Source organism: Photobacterium sp., assembly GCF_057456235.1.
The window spans coordinates 132,306-155,720 of record NZ_JBVCPH010000012.1 but is presented as its reverse complement, the minus strand read 5'-3'; the positions used below and the strand labels follow the sequence as shown (position 1 = coordinate 155,720).

Annotated in this window: 21 protein-coding genes; 6 read left to right on the top strand and 15 right to left on the bottom strand. The window is 46.4% G+C overall.

Annotation, left to right across the window (positions count from 1 at the left end; genetic code table 11):
- Positions 1-198: 198 nt before the first annotated feature.
- From AC2204_RS14425 to AC2204_RS14400, 6 genes are all read right to left on the bottom strand, one after another.
- Positions 199-1,077: a TIGR03899 family protein gene (locus AC2204_RS14425; protein ID WP_318926376.1), complete on the bottom strand. Its 879-nt coding sequence runs from the start codon at positions 1,075-1,077 to the stop codon at positions 199-201.
- A gap of 271 nt (positions 1,078-1,348) precedes the next feature.
- On the bottom strand, positions 1,349-1,831 hold the full coding sequence (locus AC2204_RS14420) for a DUF3299 domain-containing protein (protein ID WP_318926375.1): 483 nt from the start codon (positions 1,829-1,831) through the stop codon (positions 1,349-1,351).
- A gap of 12 nt (positions 1,832-1,843) precedes the next feature.
- Complete coding sequence (locus AC2204_RS14415; RefSeq protein ID WP_318926374.1) at positions 1,844-3,103, bottom strand: ABC transporter permease; 1,260 nt, start codon at positions 3,101-3,103, stop codon at positions 1,844-1,846.
- Positions 3,100-3,795, bottom strand: a complete 696-nt coding sequence (locus tag AC2204_RS14410; protein ID WP_318926373.1) for an ATP-binding cassette domain-containing protein — start codon at positions 3,793-3,795, stop codon at positions 3,100-3,102. Before AC2204_RS14410 ends, AC2204_RS14415 begins: the two co-directional genes overlap by 4 nt.
- A gap of 72 nt (positions 3,796-3,867) precedes the next feature.
- A complete protein-coding gene (zrgA, locus tag AC2204_RS14405) occupies positions 3,868-4,449 on the bottom strand; it encodes a zinc uptake protein ZrgA (protein ID WP_318926372.1) in 582 nt (193 codons plus the stop codon).
- Positions 4,450-4,892: 443 nt separating this feature from the next.
- On the bottom strand, positions 4,893-5,444 hold the full coding sequence (locus AC2204_RS14400) for a YtfJ family protein (RefSeq protein WP_318926371.1): 552 nt from the start codon (positions 5,442-5,444) through the stop codon (positions 4,893-4,895).
- A gap of 311 nt (positions 5,445-5,755) precedes the next feature.
- Between AC2204_RS14400 and AC2204_RS14395 the strand changes: the two genes are divergently transcribed.
- On the top strand, positions 5,756-5,965 hold the full coding sequence (locus AC2204_RS14395) for a DUF1107 domain-containing protein (protein ID WP_318926370.1): 210 nt from the start codon (positions 5,756-5,758) through the stop codon (positions 5,963-5,965).
- A gap of 27 nt (positions 5,966-5,992) precedes the next feature.
- Here the strand turns inward: AC2204_RS14395 and msrA are convergent, their stop codons facing one another.
- Positions 5,993-6,625, bottom strand: a complete 633-nt coding sequence (gene msrA, locus AC2204_RS14390; protein WP_318926369.1) for a peptide-methionine (S)-S-oxide reductase MsrA — start codon at positions 6,623-6,625, stop codon at positions 5,993-5,995.
- 175 nt (positions 6,626-6,800) lie between these two features.
- Between msrA and tamA the strand changes: the two genes are divergently transcribed.
- Both tamA and tamB read left to right on the top strand, forming a co-directional pair.
- Positions 6,801-8,522 (top strand): autotransporter assembly complex protein TamA, encoded by a 1,722-nt coding sequence (tamA, locus tag AC2204_RS14385; protein ID WP_318926368.1) that lies wholly within the window; start codon positions 6,801-6,803, stop codon positions 8,520-8,522.
- Positions 8,519-12,256: an autotransporter assembly complex protein TamB gene (gene tamB, locus AC2204_RS14380; protein ID WP_318926367.1), complete on the top strand. Its 3,738-nt coding sequence runs from the start codon at positions 8,519-8,521 to the stop codon at positions 12,254-12,256. The genes tamA and tamB overlap by 4 nt, the downstream gene beginning before the upstream one ends.
- A gap of 51 nt (positions 12,257-12,307) precedes the next feature.
- Here the strand turns inward: tamB and AC2204_RS14375 are convergent, their stop codons facing one another.
- The 3 genes from AC2204_RS14375 to fbp form a co-directional block, all read right to left on the bottom strand.
- Complete coding sequence (locus AC2204_RS14375; RefSeq protein WP_318926366.1) at positions 12,308-12,700, bottom strand: rhodanese-like domain-containing protein; 393 nt, start codon at positions 12,698-12,700, stop codon at positions 12,308-12,310.
- An 88-nt stretch (positions 12,701-12,788) separates the two neighbouring features.
- Positions 12,789-13,319, bottom strand: coding sequence for an inorganic diphosphatase (gene ppa / locus AC2204_RS14370; RefSeq protein WP_318926365.1), 531 nt, complete (start codon positions 13,317-13,319; stop codon positions 12,789-12,791).
- Between the two features lie 153 nt (positions 13,320-13,472).
- Positions 13,473-14,489 carry a class 1 fructose-bisphosphatase gene (fbp, locus tag AC2204_RS14365; RefSeq protein WP_318926364.1) on the bottom strand — a complete coding sequence of 339 codons (1,017 nt, stop codon included), beginning with the start codon at positions 14,487-14,489 and terminating at the stop codon, positions 13,473-13,475.
- Positions 14,490-14,697: 208 nt separating this feature from the next.
- Here fbp and mpl point away from each other — a divergent pair, with 208 nt between their 5' ends.
- Positions 14,698-16,053, top strand: coding sequence for a UDP-N-acetylmuramate:L-alanyl-gamma-D-glutamyl-meso-diaminopimelate ligase (gene mpl, locus AC2204_RS14360; RefSeq protein WP_318926363.1), 1,356 nt, complete (start codon positions 14,698-14,700; stop codon positions 16,051-16,053).
- A gap of 21 nt (positions 16,054-16,074) precedes the next feature.
- Entirely contained in the window at positions 16,075-16,695 is a 621-nt protein-coding gene (locus tag AC2204_RS14355; protein ID WP_318926362.1) for a flavin prenyltransferase UbiX, read from the top strand.
- Between the two features lie 68 nt (positions 16,696-16,763).
- Here AC2204_RS14355 and AC2204_RS14350 read toward each other — a convergent pair whose 3' ends face one another.
- The 4 genes from AC2204_RS14350 to argR form a co-directional block, all read right to left on the bottom strand.
- Positions 16,764-17,210, bottom strand: coding sequence for a universal stress protein (locus tag AC2204_RS14350; protein ID WP_318926361.1), 447 nt, complete (start codon positions 17,208-17,210; stop codon positions 16,764-16,766).
- Positions 17,211-17,291: 81 nt separating this feature from the next.
- The gene (locus tag AC2204_RS14345) at positions 17,292-19,868 is read right to left on the bottom strand and encodes a TRAP transporter permease (RefSeq protein WP_318926360.1); all 2,577 of its coding nucleotides are present in this window, start codon (positions 19,866-19,868) and stop codon (positions 17,292-17,294) included.
- 96 nt (positions 19,869-19,964) lie between these two features.
- Positions 19,965-20,936 carry a TAXI family TRAP transporter solute-binding subunit gene (locus AC2204_RS14340; RefSeq protein WP_318926359.1) on the bottom strand — a complete coding sequence of 324 codons (972 nt, stop codon included), beginning with the start codon at positions 20,934-20,936 and terminating at the stop codon, positions 19,965-19,967.
- 296 nt (positions 20,937-21,232) lie between these two features.
- Complete coding sequence (gene argR, locus AC2204_RS14335; protein WP_318926358.1) at positions 21,233-21,703, bottom strand: transcriptional regulator ArgR; 471 nt, start codon at positions 21,701-21,703, stop codon at positions 21,233-21,235.
- A gap of 363 nt (positions 21,704-22,066) precedes the next feature.
- Between argR and mdh the strand changes: the two genes are divergently transcribed.
- Positions 22,067-23,005 carry a malate dehydrogenase gene (gene mdh, locus AC2204_RS14330; RefSeq protein WP_318926357.1) on the top strand — a complete coding sequence of 313 codons (939 nt, stop codon included), beginning with the start codon at positions 22,067-22,069 and terminating at the stop codon, positions 23,003-23,005.
- A gap of 98 nt (positions 23,006-23,103) precedes the next feature.
- On the opposite strand, the gene AC2204_RS14325 is transcribed toward mdh, so the two are convergent.
- The gene (locus AC2204_RS14325) at positions 23,104-23,295 is read right to left on the bottom strand and encodes a hypothetical protein (protein WP_318926356.1); all 192 of its coding nucleotides are present in this window, start codon (positions 23,293-23,295) and stop codon (positions 23,104-23,106) included.
- Positions 23,296-23,415 lie beyond the last annotated feature (120 nt).

The window sequence follows — 23,415 nt, the reverse complement described above, 5'->3', positions numbered from 1 at the left end:
GCACTGTTTTTGCTCAGGTGTAAGTCGTTGGATAGACTCTAATAGTTGCGTAAAATTGAAGTCTTCCATGCTGGTAGCCTCAAGGAGTTAGCATATCTATCTATAATATAGTTTATCAACTTGAGTACTGAACAGAGCCCTTTGTGTTAGTGATAAAGCTATTCCAAGCGCTTGATTGGTAAGTTTATACTGCCTAAGTTAATGCACTTCAACGATGAAATGTTTACTTAATAAATCAAGTAGATTTTCTTTGTAAATTTCATGATCTTTATTTCTGAGCAATCGTGCTAATTCTTGTCCTGTTGGAGAGAAACGATAATAGGTAAAAGTAATACCCTTCTTCACTGCTTTTAGCGTATATGAGGTGTTTTGATAGCTAAAAGGTAGCGTATGCTCTAGGGAGATCTCGCCTGATTCTAATTCTGTTCGTAAGAGTAATCCTAACTCCATCAGGATGAGTAGGTTTGAGTAAGGAAGTTGGTAGTTCCCTAATTGTAGCTTTTGGCTTGAATTATGCCTGAGTAATGGGAACCTCCCTTTCTTTATATTAATTCCTGTGAGTAGTCTTTTACTGCTGTCATTGCCAAAATGGCAAGCGAGTACACTGGCCCGTTGAAAAGTTTGTGCCTCTCTGTGAGTCATATTTTGTAATGTTTCTAAGGCCTTTAGAGATACAGATCCAGCAGATAGAATTTCTTGTTTCAAGATCCTCCCCCACAGTTTTTGCATTGATGCCCCGTGAATATTCTGAGCCATAGAAAAAAAGCGTGTAAGCCAGTCAGGTTCGGGTTCATCAGCGGTTTCATCGCAACATGCGTCATGTGCGTGCTTAATGATCACCTCAAGGTTATGTTGCCTGCGTTGTTGCTCTCTCTTTTCTCTGTGCTCAGCTCTTTGTTGTAGGTCTTGTTCATTTGAGCTGCTGATCATTGCATTGATAGCATAAATAAATGCGATCTCTTTAGTGCGTTCCCGACTGTTTTTTATATAGCTGCTTTTTTCATTTTTCTCTTTCATTATTAAAAAGGCTTTTGGTGATTCTGATTCGGTGGCATTTTCGTCGTGTTCTTTGTTCATAATAGTTCCTGATAAAAATTCCTCGATTATAGTTTTACCAGTTGTTCGTATATTTGATCAATAGGCGTGACATTTGTGTTGGTTAATGGTTAAATTTGTTAATTATTTTATTTAATCAACATGTGGTGAGCTGGAGATAATGATGAAGAAGTCAGGTAAACGGATTACAAACATTTTTTTGCTTTTAGGTTACGTGACTATGTTGGTTTATCTTGCCTCTCACGTTTAACGAGTGCAGATAAGCCAACTTTAGCTCTGAAAAATATAACTATTACATATCATCGTATTCTTCAAGGCTAACCCCATCTAGTAAGTAACCAGCTTCCGCTATCTCATGGCTGATATGCTGAGTCTTTAATTTTCCGACTACATAAACAACATCCCATAACTGCTGGATTGGTGCTCCTTTTTCAAATTTCACATAGAGTATTTGATTTGGTGGTGGTGGTGGGACATGAATGCATGCACCAAAATACGGAACTAATAAGAATTCCGTGACCATCTTATCATCACCTTCTAAGGGAATGACAAAACCTGGAATTTTCACTTCACTTCCATTGAGCTCTTCACGCACACCACCAATTCTTGACTGTTCTGAAGCTTTCCCATTGTGATTGAGTGAAGGCATCTGATTTTGACCAAATTGATTTCTTTCCTGTTCTGGAATTAAATCAATCCAGTCTAACGTAAGGACATCGTTAGCATTACAGCTCAGAGGCAACCAGCAGCAGATCACAAATAGCCATTTCTTCATTATTTGTCCGTCCTATATTCTTATTGTCATGCCGTCTGCTAATGAGTGTTGATAAGCACGCACTGCAGGGATTATCCCGACCAAGATACCAGCTATTTGAACTAATCCCAACAGACTCAGTTCATGCGATGTTAGTGCTGTAACCGCAATATACAGGCCAAATTGTTGCTGGATAAGAGGCTGTAAAACTAGCAATATACAGAATAGAAGGACAGTACCAATGGCAATACCTATTGCTGTTAGTACTGTTGCTTCGCTGACAAGTAAAAAGAAAATATGGCCAGGCCTGGCGCCCATCGCCCGGAGGATAGCCATCTCTCGGCGTCTTTCATTTAAGCTGGTGAGCAAGCTGGTTAACATACCAAGCAGACCTGAAACGACAACAAAAACCGAGACAACCAGTAATGCCTGCTCAGCAACAGACATCATTCCCCAAAGCTCATGCAGGGCAATACCCGGCATGATAGCGCTCAATGGCTCTTTCTTGTAAGTATTGATATAACGTTGTAATGCGAACGTTTGGATTTTAGATTGCAGACCTAAGATCGCCGCTGTTATTTGCTGGGGTTCAAATTGATGGTTCGCTAAGGTGATGGCATTAGGGGTATTACCTAGCCTTGCTCCGGACTCCCAGCCTACGTGAATCGCTTCGATTGCAGCTAATGATACATGAACGCTTCGGTCTACAGGTGTCCCGGTCGGTGCCAGGATCCCCACAACTTTAAAAGGCAGATTATCATGACGGTTGAAGCTTTTATCGCTAATACCATGTGCAATGACTATGTCATCATTTAGTTGATAGCCTAGTTTTTTGGCAACTTCTGCACCTAACACGGTCTCGAATAAGTTAGTAAACGAACGGCCTTTAGATAATGATAAGGGTTGTTTATTACCATATTGGTAGCGTTCGAAGTAGGTTTGATTAGTTCCTATTACACGAAACCCGCGATGCGAATCTCCGAGTGAAATAGGTATTGCCCATTTTACGGCTCGGTGTTGGCTGATCTCCTGGTAACTCTGCCAGTCGATATTATTGGTTGCATTTCCAATCCGAAATACAGAATAAAGTAATAGGTTTACTTGTCCTGATCGAGGCCCAACGATGAGATCCGTCCCAGATATCGTATTAGCAAAGCTCGCTTTAGCCTGGGTACGAACTCTTTCTACACCAAGTAGTAGAGTGACAGAAATAGCGACGGTCAATAAGGTAAGAAGTGCCGTTGTTTTGCGGTTTGCCAGGCTTTGCCAGGCCAATCGTAATATTGCACTCATTGTTTACTTCCCTTGTAGGCCTGATTGATGTCATTGAGTGCGATGCTGCGATCAAACAAGGATTCCAGAGTTTCATCATGACTGACAAACAACAGTGTGGTTTGAGCTTGCTCGCATTCCTTCATTAGCAGTGCGATGAAAGCCTCCCGGTTATCATGGTCTAATGCGGAAGTCGGCTCATCTGCGATTAATAATTCTGGTTGGCCAATTATGGCACGTGCGGCCGCAACGCGCTGTTGCTGGCCGATACTTAATTCGGAAATAGGTCTGTTCAGGCACCGTTGGGGGAGATGGAGCTGAGTTAAAATCCTTTTGGCTTCGGCTTCCAGACGATTGTTTATCTGTACTCTTCGCCGGGCTGAGAAGCGGCAGGGTAACAGTACGTTATCAATGACGGAAAGGTAAGGAAGTAGATTGAACATTTGAAAAATGTAACCAATATGGTCGGCTCTGAACTTATCTCTCTGTGTTGATTCGAGGTGACTGAAAGATTGTTGCAGGAGGTTGATTTTACCTGTGGTCGGCTGCGAGATCCCCGTTAGCAGGCTTAATAAGCTGGATTTACCACTGCCACTTGGCCCTTTGATAAAGACCTTTTCACCTTGATTGATCGTCAAGGATGGAATGTCGAGTAGATTTTCCGTTTGTTTAGGCCATCTGAATGTCAGGTTGCTCAGTTCTATAACGTTCATTGTACTTCCTCAGGTAGGGGGGGATGAGTCCCCCCTCCATGATGACTGAAATTATTAGCGATGACTTTTTGATTAAAACGTAAATAGCGTACTCGTTGGAGTCAGCTGTTCAGCCTTTTGGCTAGTTTCTGTGATCGCCTGAATCGCAATTTTTTCCGTTGAAGGGAAGTATTTAAACCAACTAACCTGTAAGTTTTCTAGTTGCTTAATGTCGGCACACTGGAAGGTATACTGAGCGGAAAAGCCACCGTGAGTCGCATGTTCATGGTGATTGTCATGATTATGTTCTTCGTGATCATGTCCGGCATGACTGTCATGTGCTGTCAGGGTTTCGATGACAAGTACTTCAGTCTGCTGACATCTCGCTGATGCTGTGAATGCAAACAGATCAGTGGCTTGTTTCAGTACATCAACAGCTCTTTCTACGGCTTGCCGTTGTTCGTCGCTGGCTGGGGAATGCTCAAAGCCCACGACATCAGCGCCGGGGGCGGTAATTTCGAGTAACAGGTCTTGGCCATCTTGAGCAATGTTGAACTCTACAATTCCGTGCTGATGAGCATTATGTTGGCGATGATACTCATCAGCAGTCGTTACTGTAGATAAAAGGGAGCTGACAACCAGGGCACAGGTGGTAATGCGGGGTAGAAAAGTCATAATAATTCCTTACGATAAAATATGATTGGATAGATTTATATTTTGACATCAGGAATGTATCGGTGGGGCACGAGCGAACCGGGTTGAAGGCTGTGTGTAGCCTTGAGAGGGAGCTCGTGTTCGGTGATTGAAGTTATGGCTGTTTTCAGCTGGTAGAGTGACAGAGAAGGGCGTTGTCGCTTCATGAACAAGATGACAAATACTGCAATCCTGAACATGGTGGTGCGGATTGATGGCTTCCAGTTTATGGAGTGCAGTAATTGGCCCGATTGAGTAAATCAGGAAGATCAGAAAAGCGATGCAGAAACGCGGCAATCTAAGCCATTTTTTGACTGTCACTTAAAGAGAAAAAGCCATAACCAATAGTATTGTAATAATATAACATTACTTTTGGGGTTTGGTCATGACTTTGTCAGTATGAAGAGAATACTAACGCCAGATGATCACAGGTTGGCTTTAAGTAGATCCATGGCTTGTTCAATTTCTTGTGGTGTCAGTTTACCTTCTTGAACAAAGAGTACCTGTCCCGTTTTATTGAGAATAATAATGGCAGAATTATCTTTTTGTAGCTGCCATGCTGACTGCACAATGCCGTCTGCATCGAGCACCATGGATGACCAGGAAAATTCTTGCTTGCTATCTTCAGCTGAAGATTTTACAAAGCCCCCCGTTCCCCAGATTGAATCATTTTGGTTTATGATGGTTGTGGTCTGATATACCTCTCCAGGCAAATTTGCCGCTTTTATTGCATCTATGATTTCTGCATTCATTTTTTTGGCTGAGCTACGACCGGCAATAGCCTGAACCACCCGGACCTTGCCCGGTAACTGTGTACTTTCCCAGGGCTGATAGATGACTTTGTCACCACTTAGCATGATTTCTCCTGATTCAGACACTGTTACATTAGGGAGACTCTGTCCGATCTGAATATTATGTGCGACTGCAATACCCGGTAATAATGCAGCAAGTAAAGCTATTGTTGGCTTCTTATTCATTGTATTTATTCCATTTATTTTGGATGCATCACTATATTAGTTAATTTTTGATGTTCTGGTTATACCCATCCAGAATAATTGATCTTTATCACTAAATAGGTCTGATTTTATTTATATTGCGAAGCTATCGTGGATTTAATTGAAGAGCGGGCTGGCATTTCTATGCCAGCCATTAAAAAATGTTCTAAAGTTCTTATTTATATTTGGGTATAAGTGACAGATAAATATCAAAGGCTGGCAGCTAGTTTAGACCCGACTTTGAAACGAATAGGAATTCTCAAGGTCTATTATGTCAATTATGTGAGGGAACCATGCTAAGAATATTTAAACAATATCGCCCCAACCAAATTGCGCGATATGTAAAAAGTTATTTTCGTGGTCGCTTGTTTATTGTTGGTATTGGTGCCTTCGAATTTGATTATGGGCGGTTATTGCCACCAAAAAATCAGAATCTTAAGGCACTTAATGCATTATCTGAAGTTAACAGGGAAATTCAGTCTTTAGCCGCGGACGTGATGTAGCCAGAGGCTGTGGCTCTGGCCAGAAAATCATAGAGGGGGTAAACAAATCCCTGTTCCGCCTAAGCCACAATATCCACCAGGGTTCTTGGCCAGGTATTGCTGGTGGTAGTCTTCGGCAAAGTAAAATGTGCCAGCCAATTCTATTTCTGTCGTAATTGGGCTGCTAGTATGTTGTTGCAGAGCCTGTTGATAGCGATCTTTACTGGCGTTGGCATGTGCGAGCTGTTCTGGCGATGTTACATAAACCACAGAGCGGTATTGGGTACCCATATCATTTCCCTGGCGCATGCCCTGAGTCGGGTCATGATTCTCCCAGAAAAGAGTAAGTAGCTGAGGCAGGCTAATTTGCATCGGATCATAAATGATCCTGACAACTTCAGCATGTCCTGTTTTACCTGTGCAAACCTCTTCATAGGTTGGATTTGGAGTGAAACCACCGCTGTAGCCTACAGCGGTACTGTAAATACCGTTTTGCTTCCAATAGAGGCGTTCGGCTCCCCAGAAGCAACCCATCCCGACAATGAGCGTCTCGTGTCCCTGAGGCTTATCATCATTGAGTAAAGTGCGATTTATGGCGTGAGGCTGGGATGGCAGGGTTGGGGTTGCCCGTCCGATAAGTGCGGCACTTGGGGCGATCATTTTCTGTTTTACTGGTGACATTGTTAGATCCTTTTACACTGTCTGATAGATAGAAAGTAGAGGAATACGGCAAGACAATCAATATTCAATTTTTTCAGACAATAAAGGTTGGCAGTTACGGCTGGCTTTGTCAGAATCATTTATGTGCATATGTGCACACCTGAAATGAACCCCTTATAAATGAAGTACCACAATAATGACTAACCTTTTTAAGCGATTTGGTATCACCGCTGTAGCTATTATTTTTTCAAATTCGTTGTTAGCGGAGACTTCGCTTGAAATTGAGGGGTTACAAGGCGAGCTAAAAAGCAACGTAGCTGCTTATGTATCAGCGATCCCTAAGGATGATTACAGTACGACTTTGCGCTTTCGTGAGCAACTTGAAGGCGAGATTAAAGACGCGCTTAAAGCGTTAGGTCATTATCAGCCCTCTTTTTCCTATCAGGTCGACCAAGAGGGTCAGGATACACATATAGCTGTGACCGTGGAGCCTGGACCAGTTACGCGTATTGTCCGAAGCAATATCATGGTTACTGGGATGGCAGGAGATGATCCTGATTTTATTGCATTAGTGAAAGAGAGTGGTTTAGGGCTTGGTCAGTCTCTCAACCATGGTAAATATGAAGCATTGAAGTCGTCGCTCTCCAGCCTGGCATTGCGGAAAGGTTACTTTGATGCTGAATTGACAAAGAGTGTAATGGAGGTGGCGCCATCTCGAAATGAAGCCTTTATTACGATCGAATTTTCTGCAGGGCGGCGCTATCATTTTGGTGAAACGACTTTTACCGGTAGTCAGATTGAAGAAAACCGTCTGCAATCGTTAATTCCTTTTGAAGAAAATGAGCCGTATTTAGCCTCCAAATTAGGTGAGTTTAACCAGCGCTTGTCAAATGTAGGCTGGTTCTCTTCTATTTTTGTGGGAGGCGATGTCGCCCATTTAGATGACGAAACGGTGCCCATTCAAGTCATCCTCGAACCCCAGGTGCGTAATCAGGTTGAAACCGGTATTGGTTATTCGACGGATGTCGGGATGCGCTTGAAGTTTAACTGGAAGAAGCCATGGCTGAATAGTGCCGGTCATAGCCTGAACGTAAAAACTGAGATATCGAAAGCGCAGCCAAAAATTGAGGCGGTCTATAAAATCCCTCTTGATGAGGTGCTAACTGACTACTATCAGGTGGTGAGCGGGATCCGTTATGTTGATAACCACGATACCGTCAGTACCGAATACAATATCGGCCTAGAACGTCATTGGCTTCTGGAGTCGGGTTGGAAGCGGGTCGCTTCCGTTCGCGGGTTATATGAAAATTATAATCAGGGGGCAGATGAAAATGGTGTGTTGAGAATGATCATCCCCGGTATCAGCTACAGTAAAGCCAGATCCCGCGGCGGTGCGATGCCAAGCTGGGGAGACAAGCAATTGATGTCTGTTGAGTATTCAGATCCAGCGTTCGGCTCAGATACACGCTTGGCCCGGTTCCGAGGCCGTAGTACCTGGATACGCAGTGCCGGAGAAGATCACCGTGGGCTGTTACGTCTCGATGGTGGTGCTGTGATTGCCGATAAAATTGAAGACGTGCCGCCATCGATGCGTTTTTTCGTCGGCGGCGATAATAGTTTACGTGGTTATAGCTACCAATCCATAGCCCCTCGAGATGATCAGGAACAGTTGATAGGTGGTCAGTATATGCTGACCTCATCGCTTGAATATCAGTATCGTGTCTATGGCGACTGGTGGGGGGCCGTCTTTTACGATTACGGCTCTGCCTGGATTGATAATCCTCATTGGCTGAGTGGTACCGGTGTCGGGGTGCGATGGGCATCGCCTATCGGTCCGATTCGTCTTGATTTTGCATGGGGACTTGAGAAAGAAGAAAATAAGTTCCAGATCCACTTTATTCTGGGGCCTGAATTATGATCTGGGTGAAACGTATTCCTCTGGGGTTGCTGGTTCTGATTGTATTTTTAATCATTACCGTTGCGACACTGCTTTATACCTCTGCCGGGGTAAAACTTGCGGTGTGGGGGGCACAAAAAGCGCTGCCGGCCCTGTCAGTTGGCAGTAGCAGTGGTGCATTGCTTAAAGGCTTCCAGTTAAATCTGGTCAAATATCGAGATGAGCTGGTGGACTTAGCCGCTGATAACGTCAACCTTAAGCTGGATGACCGTTGTTTTTTCATCTCTGAAGTGTGCATCTCTGAGCTTGGATTGTCGGGAATTCGTTTTAGTCTGCCTGAATTGCCGCCATCAGAAGCCGATACGGAAGAGCCCGCATCAGAGCCCGTAACGGATGTTGTTATGCCCTTGCCGATCCGGATTGAGCGCGTGCGTCTTGATGATATTGCGCTGGATATTCTGGGTAACAAGCTCACATGGCAACAGTTTTCTACTGCCGCAGAGATTGAAGGCAGCCATTTGGTACTGAAACCAACCGACTGGCAAGGTATTGAGTTGACACTAGCGCCTACTGAACAGGATAAGGCTCAGGCAGACGACAAGCCATCTTCTGAGTCTGTGACTTTACCGGAAGTCATATTGCCAATGTCGTTTGATATTCAGCGCCTTACCGTGAGGGAGTTCAAGCTTAATGGCGACATACCGCAACAGGTCAATTTACTTGAGCTTGTGGCAAGTGCGAAATCAAGTGATATCGCTATCAGTAAGTTTGTTTTAGATATACCTCAGGCGAAACTACAAGCAACGGCAGATGTCTCGTTAACCGGTGACTACCCGTTATCTTTAGACGCGAATGCCGATATTAAAATGGAGCCGCTGCACGATCATCAGGTAGCTCTGAACGTATCGGGTTCACTGGCAAAGCTGGTTTTAGATGCCCGCTTGAAAGGGACGTTGGATGCGCTTGTTTCGGGGCAACTCTCACCACTTGATCCGAAGCTACCGTTTGACTTGGTTGTTTCCAGTCATCATCTCCAATGGCCAATTGAAACCAAACCTGAGTTCGAGGTTGCTGATACCTTAGTGAGCGCTAAAGGCAGCCTTGATGGCTATAAATTTGATTTAAAGAGCAAGATTGATGGCGAGCCAATGCCGTCAGTTGCGGTGAGCCTGAGTGGTCAAGGGGACTTGAACACGGTGAGCCTTGAGGCGCTTAAGATCGAGACCCTAGGCGGTACCATTGCCGGTAAAGCGAATGCTAGCTGGAAAGATGCCCTGACGTGGCAGGGAGAACTTGATTTCAGCCATATTCAACCAGGCTTGGAATGGCCTGAGGCTGACGGTGATCTAAGCGGAAAATTAAGGACATCGGGTGGACTGACCGAGCAAGGTGGCTGGTTTGTCGCCTTGCCGGAGTTGGCCGTCGACGGGGTTGTCATGAAGCAAGCTTTTACCCTTAATGGGGAATTCGACGCCAAAGATCTGAAGGGTAAAGGCGACATTCAGCTGATAACCCGAGGGCTGACTTTAAAGCATGGTCCAAATGGCTTAACGGCAAGAGGAAAGCTAACAAAAGAATGGGCCATGAGCGCTCAGATTGACGCTCCTGATTTAGCACAATCTTTACCCGGACTGCGTGGGCGAGTGTTTGGACAGGTTGATTTATCGGGAATAATGGCTGAACCCGAGCTCGATCTGGTACTGAATGGCAATGCTTTGGGATGGCAGGATCTGGCGAGTTTGCAGGCTTTTGAGTTGAAAGGGAAAGTAACGCCAATGCCTGCATTAAAGGCGGATGTCAGCCTGTATGCCGCAGATGGTGAATATGATGCTTTTAAGCTTGATGATCTTCGCCTGAGCTTCCGTGGTAGCGAAGAAAAACATACATTAACCCTTGATGTGAATGCCCAGCCAGTCAGCGCAGAGCTCGCTCTGTCAGGTCGGCTTGATCGTAAGACCGGCTGGCAAGGAAGCTTGGAGCAGGCAGCAATTGATACCGAGGTTGGTTTATGGACGCTGAATCATCCCACGAAGCTGGGCTACAGCCTGAAAACTGAGTTAGCCCATATCGCCGCTCATTGCTGGCAGCAAAGTCAATCGGCGCTGTGTCTAACTGAAGATTTAGAAGCCGGAACATCCGGCCATGCCAAGCTGGCGGTCAACAACTTTGAGTTTGATTTAATTGATCCTTATCTTCCCGAATTTATTGTGGTTAAGGGAGTGGCTGATGCCAATCTCGAAGCCGCGTGGGCACCTGGCACATCGCCGTTTGTGAAAGCACTGATTAAGCTCCCTACGGGATCGGTGACTCAGGAGCTGGGAGCAGATCAACCCCCTCTCACTGTGGGTTGGGATAAGATCACGGTCAATGCTGAAATTAAAGATGATGTCCTGAATGCCGATTGGCTAATTGCGATAACGGATAATGGTAACCTCAGTGGTGAGGCTCAAATTACTCAGTTAATGGCTGAGCAGCAGCTGAAGGCCAAGGTCAACATTGATCGGCTTATGCTGGGTATCTTTGAACCTGTCATTAAGGACTACCATCAGTTTGATGGCCAGGTTGACGCTAATCTGTCCGTAACTGGCCCTGTCATGCATCCAGCGGTTAATGGTCAGCTTCTGGTGACAAAGGTTAAGGCTATCGGGCGTGAAGTACCATTCGATATTGAACAAGCCGATATTCGTGCAACTTTCTCGGGGTATAACGCGACTCTTGAGGGAGAAGTGATCACTCCTGATGGCAAGTTGCAAGTGCGCGGTAAGGGGGACTGGCAGGATCTGGCAAACTGGAAAGCTCTGTTGGATGTGGATGGTCGTGAATTGGAGATCCACCTCCCACCAATGCTGGCGCTAAAAGTGTCGCCGGCGTTAACCATTGCCGCCTCTCCCAATAAAGCGGAGATCACCGGAAATATTGCCATTCCTTGGGGGCGGATCAAGGTTGATCAGTTGCCGGAGTCGGCAGTTTCGGTATCGGATGATGAAATATTGTTGACGGATGATTTGCAGCCCGTAGACGTTGAGCAAAAGATGCCATTTGATCTGACAACCAACATCTTGGTGAAGATAGGCAATGATGTAAATCTGTCCGCTTTCGGTCTTAATGCCGGGTTGGTCGGCGAGCTGAATGTTCGTCAGAAGGACAAAGGCCCGCTGGTTTACGGGGAAGTGAACCTTCAAGATGGTACCTATCGTTCATTTGGCCAGGAATTGGTTATTCGTAAAGGCCAGATCTTGTTTAATGGCCCGGCAGATCAGCCTTATTTATCGATTGAAGCGATCCGAAACCCCAACAACATTGAAGATGATGTGGTGGCAGGGATCCGGGTCCGTGGCCCTGCAGATGCCCCCCGAATTGATATATTTTCGGACCCGGCGATGGCGCAGCAAAATGCCTTATCTTATCTCTTGCGTGGTAAAAACCTGGACAGTGAATCGGGCGATAGTGGCAGTGCGATGACAACCGCACTGATCAGCATGGGGATTGCAAAAAGTGGTCAGTTGGTGGGTAATGTCGGTGAAGCCTTCGGTGTTCAGGATCTTGCTCTGGATACCGCAGGTGCGGGCGATGGGTCGCAAGTGACTATCAGTGGTTATATTGCGCCGGGCTTGCAGGTCAAATATGGCGTGGGGATATTTAACTCTGTCGGTGAATTTACGGTTCGTTACCGGCTGATGAAAGATCTCTATGTCGAGGCCGTATCGGGATTAGATAGTGCCGTTGACTTACTGTACCAGTTTGAGTTTGATTAAGGATCATTCGGGCTGTGAATGAGTCATACATAGAAGCACCATAGCGATGATCTATGGTGCTTTATTGTTTGGCGAAAGCGGTGATTCCGGCATTGCCGTCAGTAGAGCCTGATAGCTCTGGCCGTTATAGATATTGTGGTAACCCAGCTCGTTTAATGTCTGCTCGGCAATGTCAGCTCGTCGCCCTGTGCGGCAATAAAGCAGAATAGGCTGAGATTTATCAGTAGCAAATGTCGTGATTGTTTCTATCTTGTCGTATGGGATATTGAGCGATAACGGCAGGTGGCCACGAATAAATTCCTCGTTGCTGCGAACATCAACCAGCAAGGTATTACCTTGGGTAGAATGCTGCCAAAACTCTTCCGGGGTAACAATCTTGGCCTGAACAGAGGCTGAGTGAAAGCAAGCCAGAAATAATAACCCAATAAGCACGTTTGGTTTCATTTTAATACCTTGTTCTGCTGTATCCGTCGGCTGAAACGCTCCTCAATTTAATCAGAAGCAAGGAGCGTTATCTGACCGACTCATGGAATTATTTTTCTTGGGCGCGGTTGAAAGAAGTCATAATTTCTTCTTTAGCCGCAGTTACATCAGCCCAGCCATCAATTTTTACCCATTTACCCGCTTCAAGTGCTTTGTAATGTTCAAAGAAGTGAGTGATCTGTGCTTTTAGCAGCTCGGGTAAATCATTGACATCCTGGATATGGTCATACTCTTTAGTCAGTTTGCTGTGTGGCACGGCAACCACTTTGGCATCTTCACCTGACTCGTCGGTCATCTTTAATACACCAACGGGGCGACAACGAATTACAGAGCCAGGTATGAGCGGGTGCGGAGTGGGAACCAAGACATCCACCGGATCGCCGTCGAGTGACAGAGTATGATTTACATAACCGTAGTTGCATGGGTAAAACATTGGAGTCGACATGAAACGGTCAACAAAAACTGCCCCCGTCTCTTTATCGACTTCGTATTTGATTGGATCTGCGTTGGCCGGAATTTCGATAACAACATAGATATCTGCCGGGATATCTTTACCTGCTGGGATTTGGTTAAGGCTCATGGTCCACACCTCATGCTTCGTTAATTAATTGTTATTGATGTATGAATTATAACCATCGGACTTAAAAAAAACAGTGGGTAGCTTGTTAATGCAGGATTTTACGACAAAGAGATACCCGGCCGGCTGAAAATTAACAGCCTGCCGGATGAAGGTTTAGTGCTGTTCGGGGTACTCTTTCAGGAAGCCCTCAACCTGACGGACCATCTTTGTGGAGCCGACAAAGAACGGGACACGCTGGTGCAGCTCTGTTGGCTTGATATCCATGATCCGATTCTCACCGTCGGAGGCTAAACCACCAGCTTGCTCAATCAGAAATGCCATCGGGTTACACTCATACAGTAAGCGTAGCTTACCGTTAGGATAAGCCGCGGTGCTTGGATAGAGGTAGATCCCCCCTTTGAGGAGGTTGCGGTGAAAGTCAGACACCAGAGAGCCGATATAGCGCGAAGTATAAGGGCGGTTATCCTCAGGCGCATCTTCCTGACAGTATTTAATGTATTTCTTCACCCCCTCAGGGAAGCGAATATAGTTACCTTCGTTGATAGAGTAGATACTTCCGTTTTCAGGAATACGCATATTTTCGTGAGACAGGCAGAACACACCTAACGAGGGGTCGTAGGTAAACCCGTGGATGCCATTGCCTGTGGTGTATACCAGCATGGTCGATGAGCCATAGATAATATAACCGGCAGCGACCTGACGGTGACCGGGCTGCAGGAAATCTTCTTGTATCGGTGGCGTCCCTATTGGTGAGATACGACGATAAATGGAGAAAATGGTACCGACGGAAACGTTTACGTCAATGTTCGAAGAACCATCCAGTGGATCCATTAAAACCACATATTTTGCGTTACGGTTCAATTCTTTATTGAATGCTACCGCTTCGTCTTCTTCTTCACTGGCGACACCACAAACCTGGTCACGGGCTTCCAGCGCTGCTTTAAATTTATCATTGGCATAAAGATCGAGTTTCTGCTGTTCTTCACCTTGCGCATTTTCACAACCGACAGCACCAGTAATATCAACCAGTCCAGCTTTGTTGATTTCACGGTTGACGATTTTAGCCGCCAGCTTTATCGAGCCTAGCAGTGAAGAGAGTTCACCACTGGCATGGGGGAAGTCATTCTGTTTCTCGACAATGAACTCACCAAGGGTTCTAATATCGGGCATGTACAATCCTTGCATCAAGTTGTCTTTGGGGCGGATATCTCAGGTACAATGTCTCTCACGGACAATTATATACCCATAATGGTGGTTAGCCGTTTTAAGGGGGTTACCTTTTTTGTATATAAAGAATTGTATATAAAGATCTTTTTTATGGTAACGAAGTAACGCAAAAGCGTGAAATCATCTGAATTTAGCCAGTGAGCCGAGAATTATGCATATCCATATTTTAGGTATTTGCGGCACATTTATGGGCGGTGCCGCCATTCTTGCCAGACAATTGGGCCATAAAGTGACCGGCAGTGATGCCAATGTTTATCCTCCAATGAGTACCTTGCTTGAATCTCAAGGTATTGAAATTATACAAGGTTACGATCCATCACAGTTGGAACCGGCTCCGGATTTAGTGGTGGTCGGTAATGCGATGAGCCGTGGTAATCCCTGTGTTGAATATGTACTTAACCGTAACCTGCGTTACACCTCTGGTCCGCAGTGGCTACAGGAATTTTTATTGCATGACCGCTGGGTTTTAGCGGTAGCGGGTACTCACGGTAAAACCACCACAGCCAGCATGTTGGCCTGGATCCTTGACGATTGTGGTTATCAACCCGGTTTTCTGGTCGGTGGGGTACTCGGAAACTTCGGCGTTTCTGCGCGGTTAGGTGAAAGTATGTTCTTCGTTGTCGAAGCGGACGAATACGATAGTGCTTTTTTCGATAAACGTTCTAAGTTTGTTCATTATCGACCACGGACGCTAGTTATGAATAATCTGGAGTTCGATCACGCCGATATTTTTGATGATGTGAAAGCGATTCAGCGCCAATTTCACCATTTAGTGAGAACCGTACCGGGCAATGGCAGGATTTTGGCACCAAAAGGTGTAGAGAATATTCAGCAGACCCTGAAGATGGGGTGCTGGAGCGAGTTGGAATATACCGGTGAGGATGGCCACTGGATGGCGAAAAAGCACATTGCCGACGGCAGTATGTTTGACGTTTATTTTGAGGGTGCCATAGCGGGAACCGTCCGCTGGGATTTGGTGGGTGAGCATAATGTGAGTAATGCCCTGATGGCAATTGCTGCTGCCCGCCATGTTGGCGTTACGCCGGATCTTGCCTGCGACTCGTTAGCAAGGTTTATCAATACCAAACGTCGGCTTGAGCTCAAAGGCGAAGTGAAGGGGATTAAGGTCTATGATGATTTTGCCCATCATCCGACAGCCATTAAGTTAACCTTGGACGGCTTGCGGGCCAAAGTGGGTGATGAGCGGATCCTGGCGGTGTTAGAACCTCGTTCCAACACCATGAAGTTAGGTGTGCATAAAGACGATATTGCCCCTGCATTAAATGTTGCCGACCAGGTGTTCGTATTCCAGCCGGAGACGATTCCATGGTCAGTGGCGGAAATAACCCGCTCCTGTACTCAGCCGGCGATGACTGAAAATGATCTTGATCTGCTGGTGGAAAAAATTACAGCCGAAGCAAAAGAGGGCGACAATATTCTGGTGATGAGTAATGGCGGCTTTGGCGGTATACATGACAAGTTACTGGCTGGACTCGCGGTGAAGTAACCTAAAATGAAGGGAAATAAAATGAAAGATAAGCGCATTACACTTGCCTGGACGGGGGCGTCCGGAGCACCGTATGGCTTGCGTTTATTGGAATGCCTTCTAGCCGCTGACTATCAGGTCTATTTGATGATTTCATCCGCCGCGAGAGTGGTCCTGGCAACAGAGCATGGTTTAAAACTGCCGGGCGGAGCGGCTGCTGCGAAAGAGTTGCTGGTGAAACATTTGAACTGCGATGCCAGCAAGCTGGATGTGTGCGGCAAGCAAGATTGGTTTTCGCCCGTCGCTTCGGGATCGGCGGCGCCCAAACAAATGGTCGTTTGTCCCTGCTCTGCAGGAACGCTTGCGTCTGTCGCGCATGGTATGTCTGATAATTTGCTAGAGCGTGCTGCCGATGTGGTTATGAAAGAGCGGGGGCAGCTATTGATGGTGGTACGGGAAACACCGTTCTCGACCCTGCACCTGGAAAATATGCTGAAGCTGTCAAAAATGGGCGTGACTATCATGCCGGCCGCGCCAGGTTTCTATCATCAGCCGGAATCCATTGAAGACATGGTGGACTTTATGGTGGCACGGATTCTTGATCACCTTGGCATTGAACAAGACCTAGTGCCGCGCTGGGGGTATGATCAGCGCAACGTCTAAGCCTGATGAACACAGATATCAGCCCTGGAATAAATCAAAGCCCGCATCTGCGGGCTTTGTGTTTTTGGCTATTTTAAATGAGCTTGTGGTTTGAGCACCAAGACATTGATGGGGGAGTTTTCAACCACCTTCGATGCAACGGAACCGAGCATAACTTTATCCAGCTTCGATCGTTGATGGCTAGGCATAATGATCAAATCAGCACTAACACGGCTGGCTTGCTCTAAGATGGTTGTCCAGGCCTTTCCTTCAGAAACATACATATGATGGATAATGTCATCCGGAATGTATTTTTTAGCAAAAAGATTAAGCTGATGCTGAGCATCCTGCTTCATTTTTCGGGCGGCATCTTTGGGGAAATAACTCGACACCATCGACATGTGAATGCCGGGCAAGACGTTCAGTAGATGAATTGTGGCATTGGATTGTTTCGCATGCCAGACCGCGATCTCAACGGCTTTATCTGAGAAGCCCTGTTCATTGAGATCGACCGGAACCAAAATTTGTTTAAACATATTATTCCCTTAAGCTGTGTGGGCTCAATTAGGGAGAATAACTTCTCCCTAATATTGAGTGTAGACCTATGCAGGGTGCATTTACTGTATGATTCCAGCTTTAGCACGGCGGCGTTGGTTCCATCCTAAAGCACCTAAGAGTAATAAAGTGGGAACAAAAACCCATTCTTTCATCGGTCGTACGGCGGGTAGGCTGACTTTTGTGATCTCCCAGTCAAAATCGATCCCTGCTAATTCTGCCGCACTACCGAACTCGATCATATCAACTATCATTTTTTCACCGTCTTGACGGAGCATTAATCCGGTTGACGCGATCCGGTCATCTGGCGCAATGGCATCTTCATCAAAGGGTAATAAGACAAGTTTGCTAATGATCTTACCTTCCAGGTTTTCCCCGCGGACTTGCAGCTCAAGCGGCTGACCCACGTCCAGTTTATCGGCTGCATCTGCAATGAGCATGCCTGGCATTTCATGCTTGGCTGGGTAAACCATGTCCCACCAGTAACCCGGGCGGAACAGCGAGAAAGTGATCAGTAGTAAGAGCGCGACTTCCCACCATTTGGTTTTGGTAAACCACCACCCCTGAGTGGCAGCAGAAAAGGTCAGCATCGCGAGCACAGCCGAAACGATGGTGAGGACTAAATGCCACCAGGAGTCAATATCCATCAATAACAACTGGGTGTTGAAGATAAACATGAACGGCAGGATCGCGGTTCGGATATCGTAAGTGAACCCCTGGATACCGGTACGGATCGGATCGGATTTGGCGATGGCGGCGGCGGCAAAGGCGGCAAGGCCTACCGGTGGTGTGTCATCGGCCAGAATACCAAAGTAGAATACAAACAGGTGAACGGCGATCAGCGGGATAATCAGTCCGCTTTGCGCACCCAGCGTCACGATAACGGGGGCCATCAGGGTTGACACCACGATGTAGTTAGCGGTCGTTGGTAGGCCCATTCCCAGGATCAGGCTGATCAGTGCGGTAAACAGTAACATCAGCATGATGTTACCGCCGGAGATGAACTCGACAAAGTCAGTCATGACCAGACCGATGCCGGTGAGGGTGACCACACCGACGACAATACCTGCGGCAGCCGTTGCGACACCAATACCGATCATGTTGCGACCGCCAGAAACGAGACTTTCTAACAGATCATCAACCCCTTCACGTGCGGCATCTTTTAATGTTTTCTCTTTATTAAACATTGTCAATAATGGACGCTGGGTTAATAAAATGAAGATCATAAATATCGTCGCCCAGAATGCCGAGAGGCCCGGTGAGAAACGCTCAACAGTTAAGCACCAAACCAGAACAACTATGGGTAGCAGGAAGTACAGCCCCGATTTGATCGTGGGCCCGGGTTCCGGCACTTCGAGTAACTCCTCATCCGGGTTCTCCATGGTGTGGTCTTGATAGTTAGCCGAGACTTTGATTAAAGCGATATAGGCCACAAGAATAAGTACACCAATCATCGGTGTTGCTGCCGCGCCAAAGGCCTCTTTCGTCCAGCCAATACCGTAATACACCGCGCCACTGATCACTATCAGGCCGAGTAAGGTACCGACAAAGGATAATAAGCTTTGTGCCATTGTCGGGTTATAACGACGCGGCAGACCGGTCATACCGGCCTTACAGGCTTCGAGGTGAACGATATATAGCAAGGCAATGTATGAGATCAATGCCGGTAAGATCGCAGCTCGAATGACTTCCACATAGGAGATCCCAACATATTCAACCATCAAGAATGCAGCGGCACCCATAATAGGTGGTGTTAGCTGGCCATTAGTAGAAGCGGCAACTTCGACAGCCCCCGCTTTTTCACCAGAAAATCCCACACGCTTCATGAGTGGAATGGTGAAAGTTCCGGTGGTGACGACGTTGGCAATCGATGAGCCCGACACCAGCCCTGATAAGCCCGAGGCGACAACGGCGGCTTTCGCCGGACCACCACGCATATGACCTAATAAGGAGAATGCGACTTTAATGAAGTAAGCGCCTGCTCCTGCCCGCTCCAGCATAGCGCCAAACAGTACGAACAGAAATACAAACGATGTTGATACCCCGAGGGCAACGCCAAAGACCCCTTCAGTCGTAAGCCACATATGTGACATCGTTTTATTCAGGCTGGCCCCTTTATGCGCGATGACATCGGGCATATGAGGGCCGCCGAAGGTATAAAGTAAGAATACAGCAGCAACCACCATCAACGGTGGGCCTAAGGCGCGTCGAGTGGCTTCAAGCAGCAGTATCATTCCGCAGACGGCGGCGATAATGTCAAACTGGGTCGGAGCGCCAGATCGCTCGGCGAGTTGGGTGTAAAACAGATAGATATAGCCAGCCGACAGGCTCCCGACCAGCGCCAGTAACCAATCGATAGCAGGAATACGATCCCGTGGTGAGTGCTTCAGTGCCGGATAAGCGGTGAAAGCCAGAAAGATGGCAAAGGCAAGGTGCACTGAACGGGCTTCGGTATCATTTAAGATGGCGAAATTAAAAATGAACGGCAGTGGAGAGGCATACCATAGCTGGAATAAAGACCAGCAAAGTGGAACGAACCATAAGATACGTCCCGTAATGCCGTCAGGGTTTCTAGCCCCTGTGTCCGCCTGGGCTACCATCTCTTGAACATCTGTCGACGTCTGTGTTGTCTTCGTCATGCAGCATCCTAGCTTGTTGTAATTCTATGGGCGTGTGAAAAAGCATGCGCCGCAGATGCGGCGCAACGAGTGTTTCTTAAATGTAGTCAAGGGCGGTTATTTTGCTAGATAACCCACTTCTTTGTAGTAGCGAATTGCCCCAGGGTGGAGGGGAATTGACAAGCCATCTTTAACCATGTGCTCTGGCTTCAAGTTAGCAAATGCCGGGTGCAGGCGCTTAAAGGTATCGAAGTTTTCAAATACCGACTTCACTAGCGCGTAAACCACATCGTCAGAAACATCCGTAGACGACACTAATGTTGCAGCGACACCAAAGCTATTGACGTCTTTATCGGTACCTTTATACATGCCGCCAGGCACTGTGCTTTTGGCGTAGTATGGGTTGTCGGCAACAATTTTATCGATAGCCGGTCCCGTAGCAGAGACGAGCTTAGCATCACAAGAAGTCGTTGCTTCTTTGATTGAACCGTTTGGATGGCCGACCATGTAGATGAATGCATCGATTTTGTTATCACACAGTGCTTGTGAACGCTCGGAACCTTTTAGTTCAGATGCCAATTGGAAATCATCTTGAGTCCAGTCTAGCGCTTCCATGACCACACCCATGGTCGCGCGGTCACCCGAGCCCGGATTACCGATATTGACGCGTTTGCCTTTTAGATCTTCGACATTGTTAATGCCTGCATCTGTGCGGGCAATAATGTTGAATGGTTCGGTGTGAAGTGAGAAAACGGCGCGAAGTTTTTTATAAGAGCCTTGATCCTTGAATTTACTGGTGCCGTGATAGCCGTGATACTGCCAGTCCGATTGTACAATGCCAAAGTCTAATTCACCGGCCCGCATGGTGTTCACGTTATAGATAGAACCACCGGTCGATTCGACGGAACAGCGAACATTGTGCTGTTTACGATCTTTGTTCACCAGCTTACAAATCGCACCGCCAGTAGGGTAGTAAACTCCCGTTACTGAACCGGTACCGATTGTGATGAAAGTCTGGGCGTTGGCCATACCAGCAGTCATAACAACGGCTGCGAGTGCACTCATTTTAATTAGTTGTTTCAATGCCATGTTAATCCTTTCCTTATTGTTGTTATCTCCAGGGAGAAATGTTTTTCCATCGTTGGAAAAGGCACTATTGCGAAAGCAAATCAGGCAGATAATAGCAAAAGAGATGAAAGGATTTAAAACTGCGTTAACAAAGATTTGCTAAATAGTTGATGAAATCACCGGTGATTAGAGGTGATTTTAATTTATTGACTATTATTATCAATAGTTTGGGTTGGGTTTGAACCGGTTATAATAAGATTTCCTGATTGTGAGCTTTGTCACGTTTAATAGGGAGCTGATGCCCCCCCATTAACACATTAGTTACTGTAATCGAAAAGATCACAGACAGACTCAAAGAGTTCTTCGGTGGTGGTGCCACTAGTTGGCGTGATAAAAATAGTATCATCACCGGCAACAACCCCTAAAATACCTTCGGCTTTACCTAAAGAGTCCAGAAGGCGAGCAATCAGTTGTGCGGCACCTGGTCCAGTCTGAATTACAACCAAGGCGTTGTTATGGCCTATCTCCATTACCAGCTCTTTCAGCGGACTGGTTGTGGTCGGCACACCTAATTCTACAGGCAGGCAGTAAACCATCTCCATCTTAGCATTGCGGGTTCGGACTGCGCCGAACTTGGTCAGCATGCGAGAGACTTTTGACTGGTTGATATTATCGAACCCCTGAGCTTTCAAGGCATCAACAATTTCACCCTGAGAGCTGAATTTTTCTTCTTTTAGAATCGCTTTGAATGCTTTGATTAAACGTTCTTGTTTGTCTGAATTTCGCATAAGTAAATTTTATGTACAGGGACGAGGTAGCATATTTTCGCATAACCTCTTGGTGAGTAGCAAACAGAGTTCATGGAAACTGCCGTTTCAATCACTTTTATCGTTTAAAAAATGGGGATTTATTTAGCCGGCTTTATCCTCAAGAGAATTGTTTAGATCGGTATTACCTGATTGTTGCAGTTGGTTTTTCGATCTGAGTATCATTCGGCAACGATTCCGATTGTTGCACGTAGATAGCCCGCTTTATAATGGCCTATGCGTTACTTCGCAAAGCTGATTGGGTTTGATTGTATTTAACAATTGGTTGCTATAACGTCACCTATAGGTCTGAAAAATATACTTCTATCGTAAAGGAGAACGAAAATGAAAGTTGCTGTAATTGGCGCGGCTGGTGGCATCGGCCAGGCATTGGCTCTGCTATTAAAAAATCGTCTGCCAGCAGGTTCTGATCTTGCGTTGTATGATATTGCTCCAGTAACGCCAGGTGTTGCGGCTGATCTGAGCCATATCCCTACTCCTGTTTCAATTAAAGGTTATGGCGGTGAGGATCCGACACCGGCACTGGAAGGCGCTGACGTCGTATTAATTTCTGCAGGTGTTGCGCGCAAACCAGGCATGGATCGTGCCGATCTTTTCAATGTGAATGCCGGTATTGTTAAGGCACTGGCGGAGAAAATTGCTGTTGTTTGTCCAAAAGCTTGTGTCGGTATTATTACTAACCCTGTGAATACGACAGTTGCGATTGCCGCTGACGTACTGAAAAAAGCCGGTGTTTACGATAAGCGCAGACTTTTTGGCGTGACAACCCTTGATGTGATCCGTTCAGAGACATTTGTTGCCGAGTTGAAAGGAAAAGATCCAAGTGGGATCCAAGTGCCGGTGATTGGTGGCCACTCTGGCGTCACTATTCTTCCTCTTTTGTCTCAGGTTGAAGGTGTTGAGTTTACGGAAGAAGAAATCAAAGCATTGACACCTCGCATTCAGAACGCGGGTACAGAAGTTGTTCAGGCCAAAGCAGGCGGTGGTTCAGCCACCCTTTCTATGGGTCAGGCAGCATGTCGCTTTGGTTTGGCATTGGTCCGCGCACTACAGGGTGAAAAAGGTATTGTTGAATGCGCTTACGTTGAAGGCGATGGTAAGCATGCCCGTTTCTTTGCGCAACCGGTACTGCTAGGTACAGAGGGCGTTGAAGAGGTGATGGATTACGGTAAGCTGAGTGCATTCGAACAGGAAGCACTTGATAGCATGCTGGATACTTTGTCATCCGATATCGCGCTTGGTGAAGAATTCGCCGCTAAATAATCGTGATACGGTGAACTGAAAAAGCGGCATTTTAGCCGCTTTTTTGTGTATTCAGTGTGGCGCTTTATATCGAGCAGCTACCGATAGAAAAGGCTATGTTAGTAGTAAATATTACAACCTGTATGCAGTTGTGGTTGTTCCTGAATATCATCGCAATTAACAGTGCTGCGCGAATGATCATGCATATTTTCGACAATTGCAGAATTATGGTCTGGATCAACTTCAATGATCTCTACCACGCCTTGCGGGCATTCCACCCACATCCCTTTTTTCAGATCTTTAGCTTGCATCACGGTCTCCAAATATTGCTCAGGGCAAAGATGATCCATATATTAACTATAGATCAACCGGAGGATCCTTTGTGGGAAGAAAGGGCTGGGGAGGGGAAAGCCTGCTGAGAGGTGTGATCG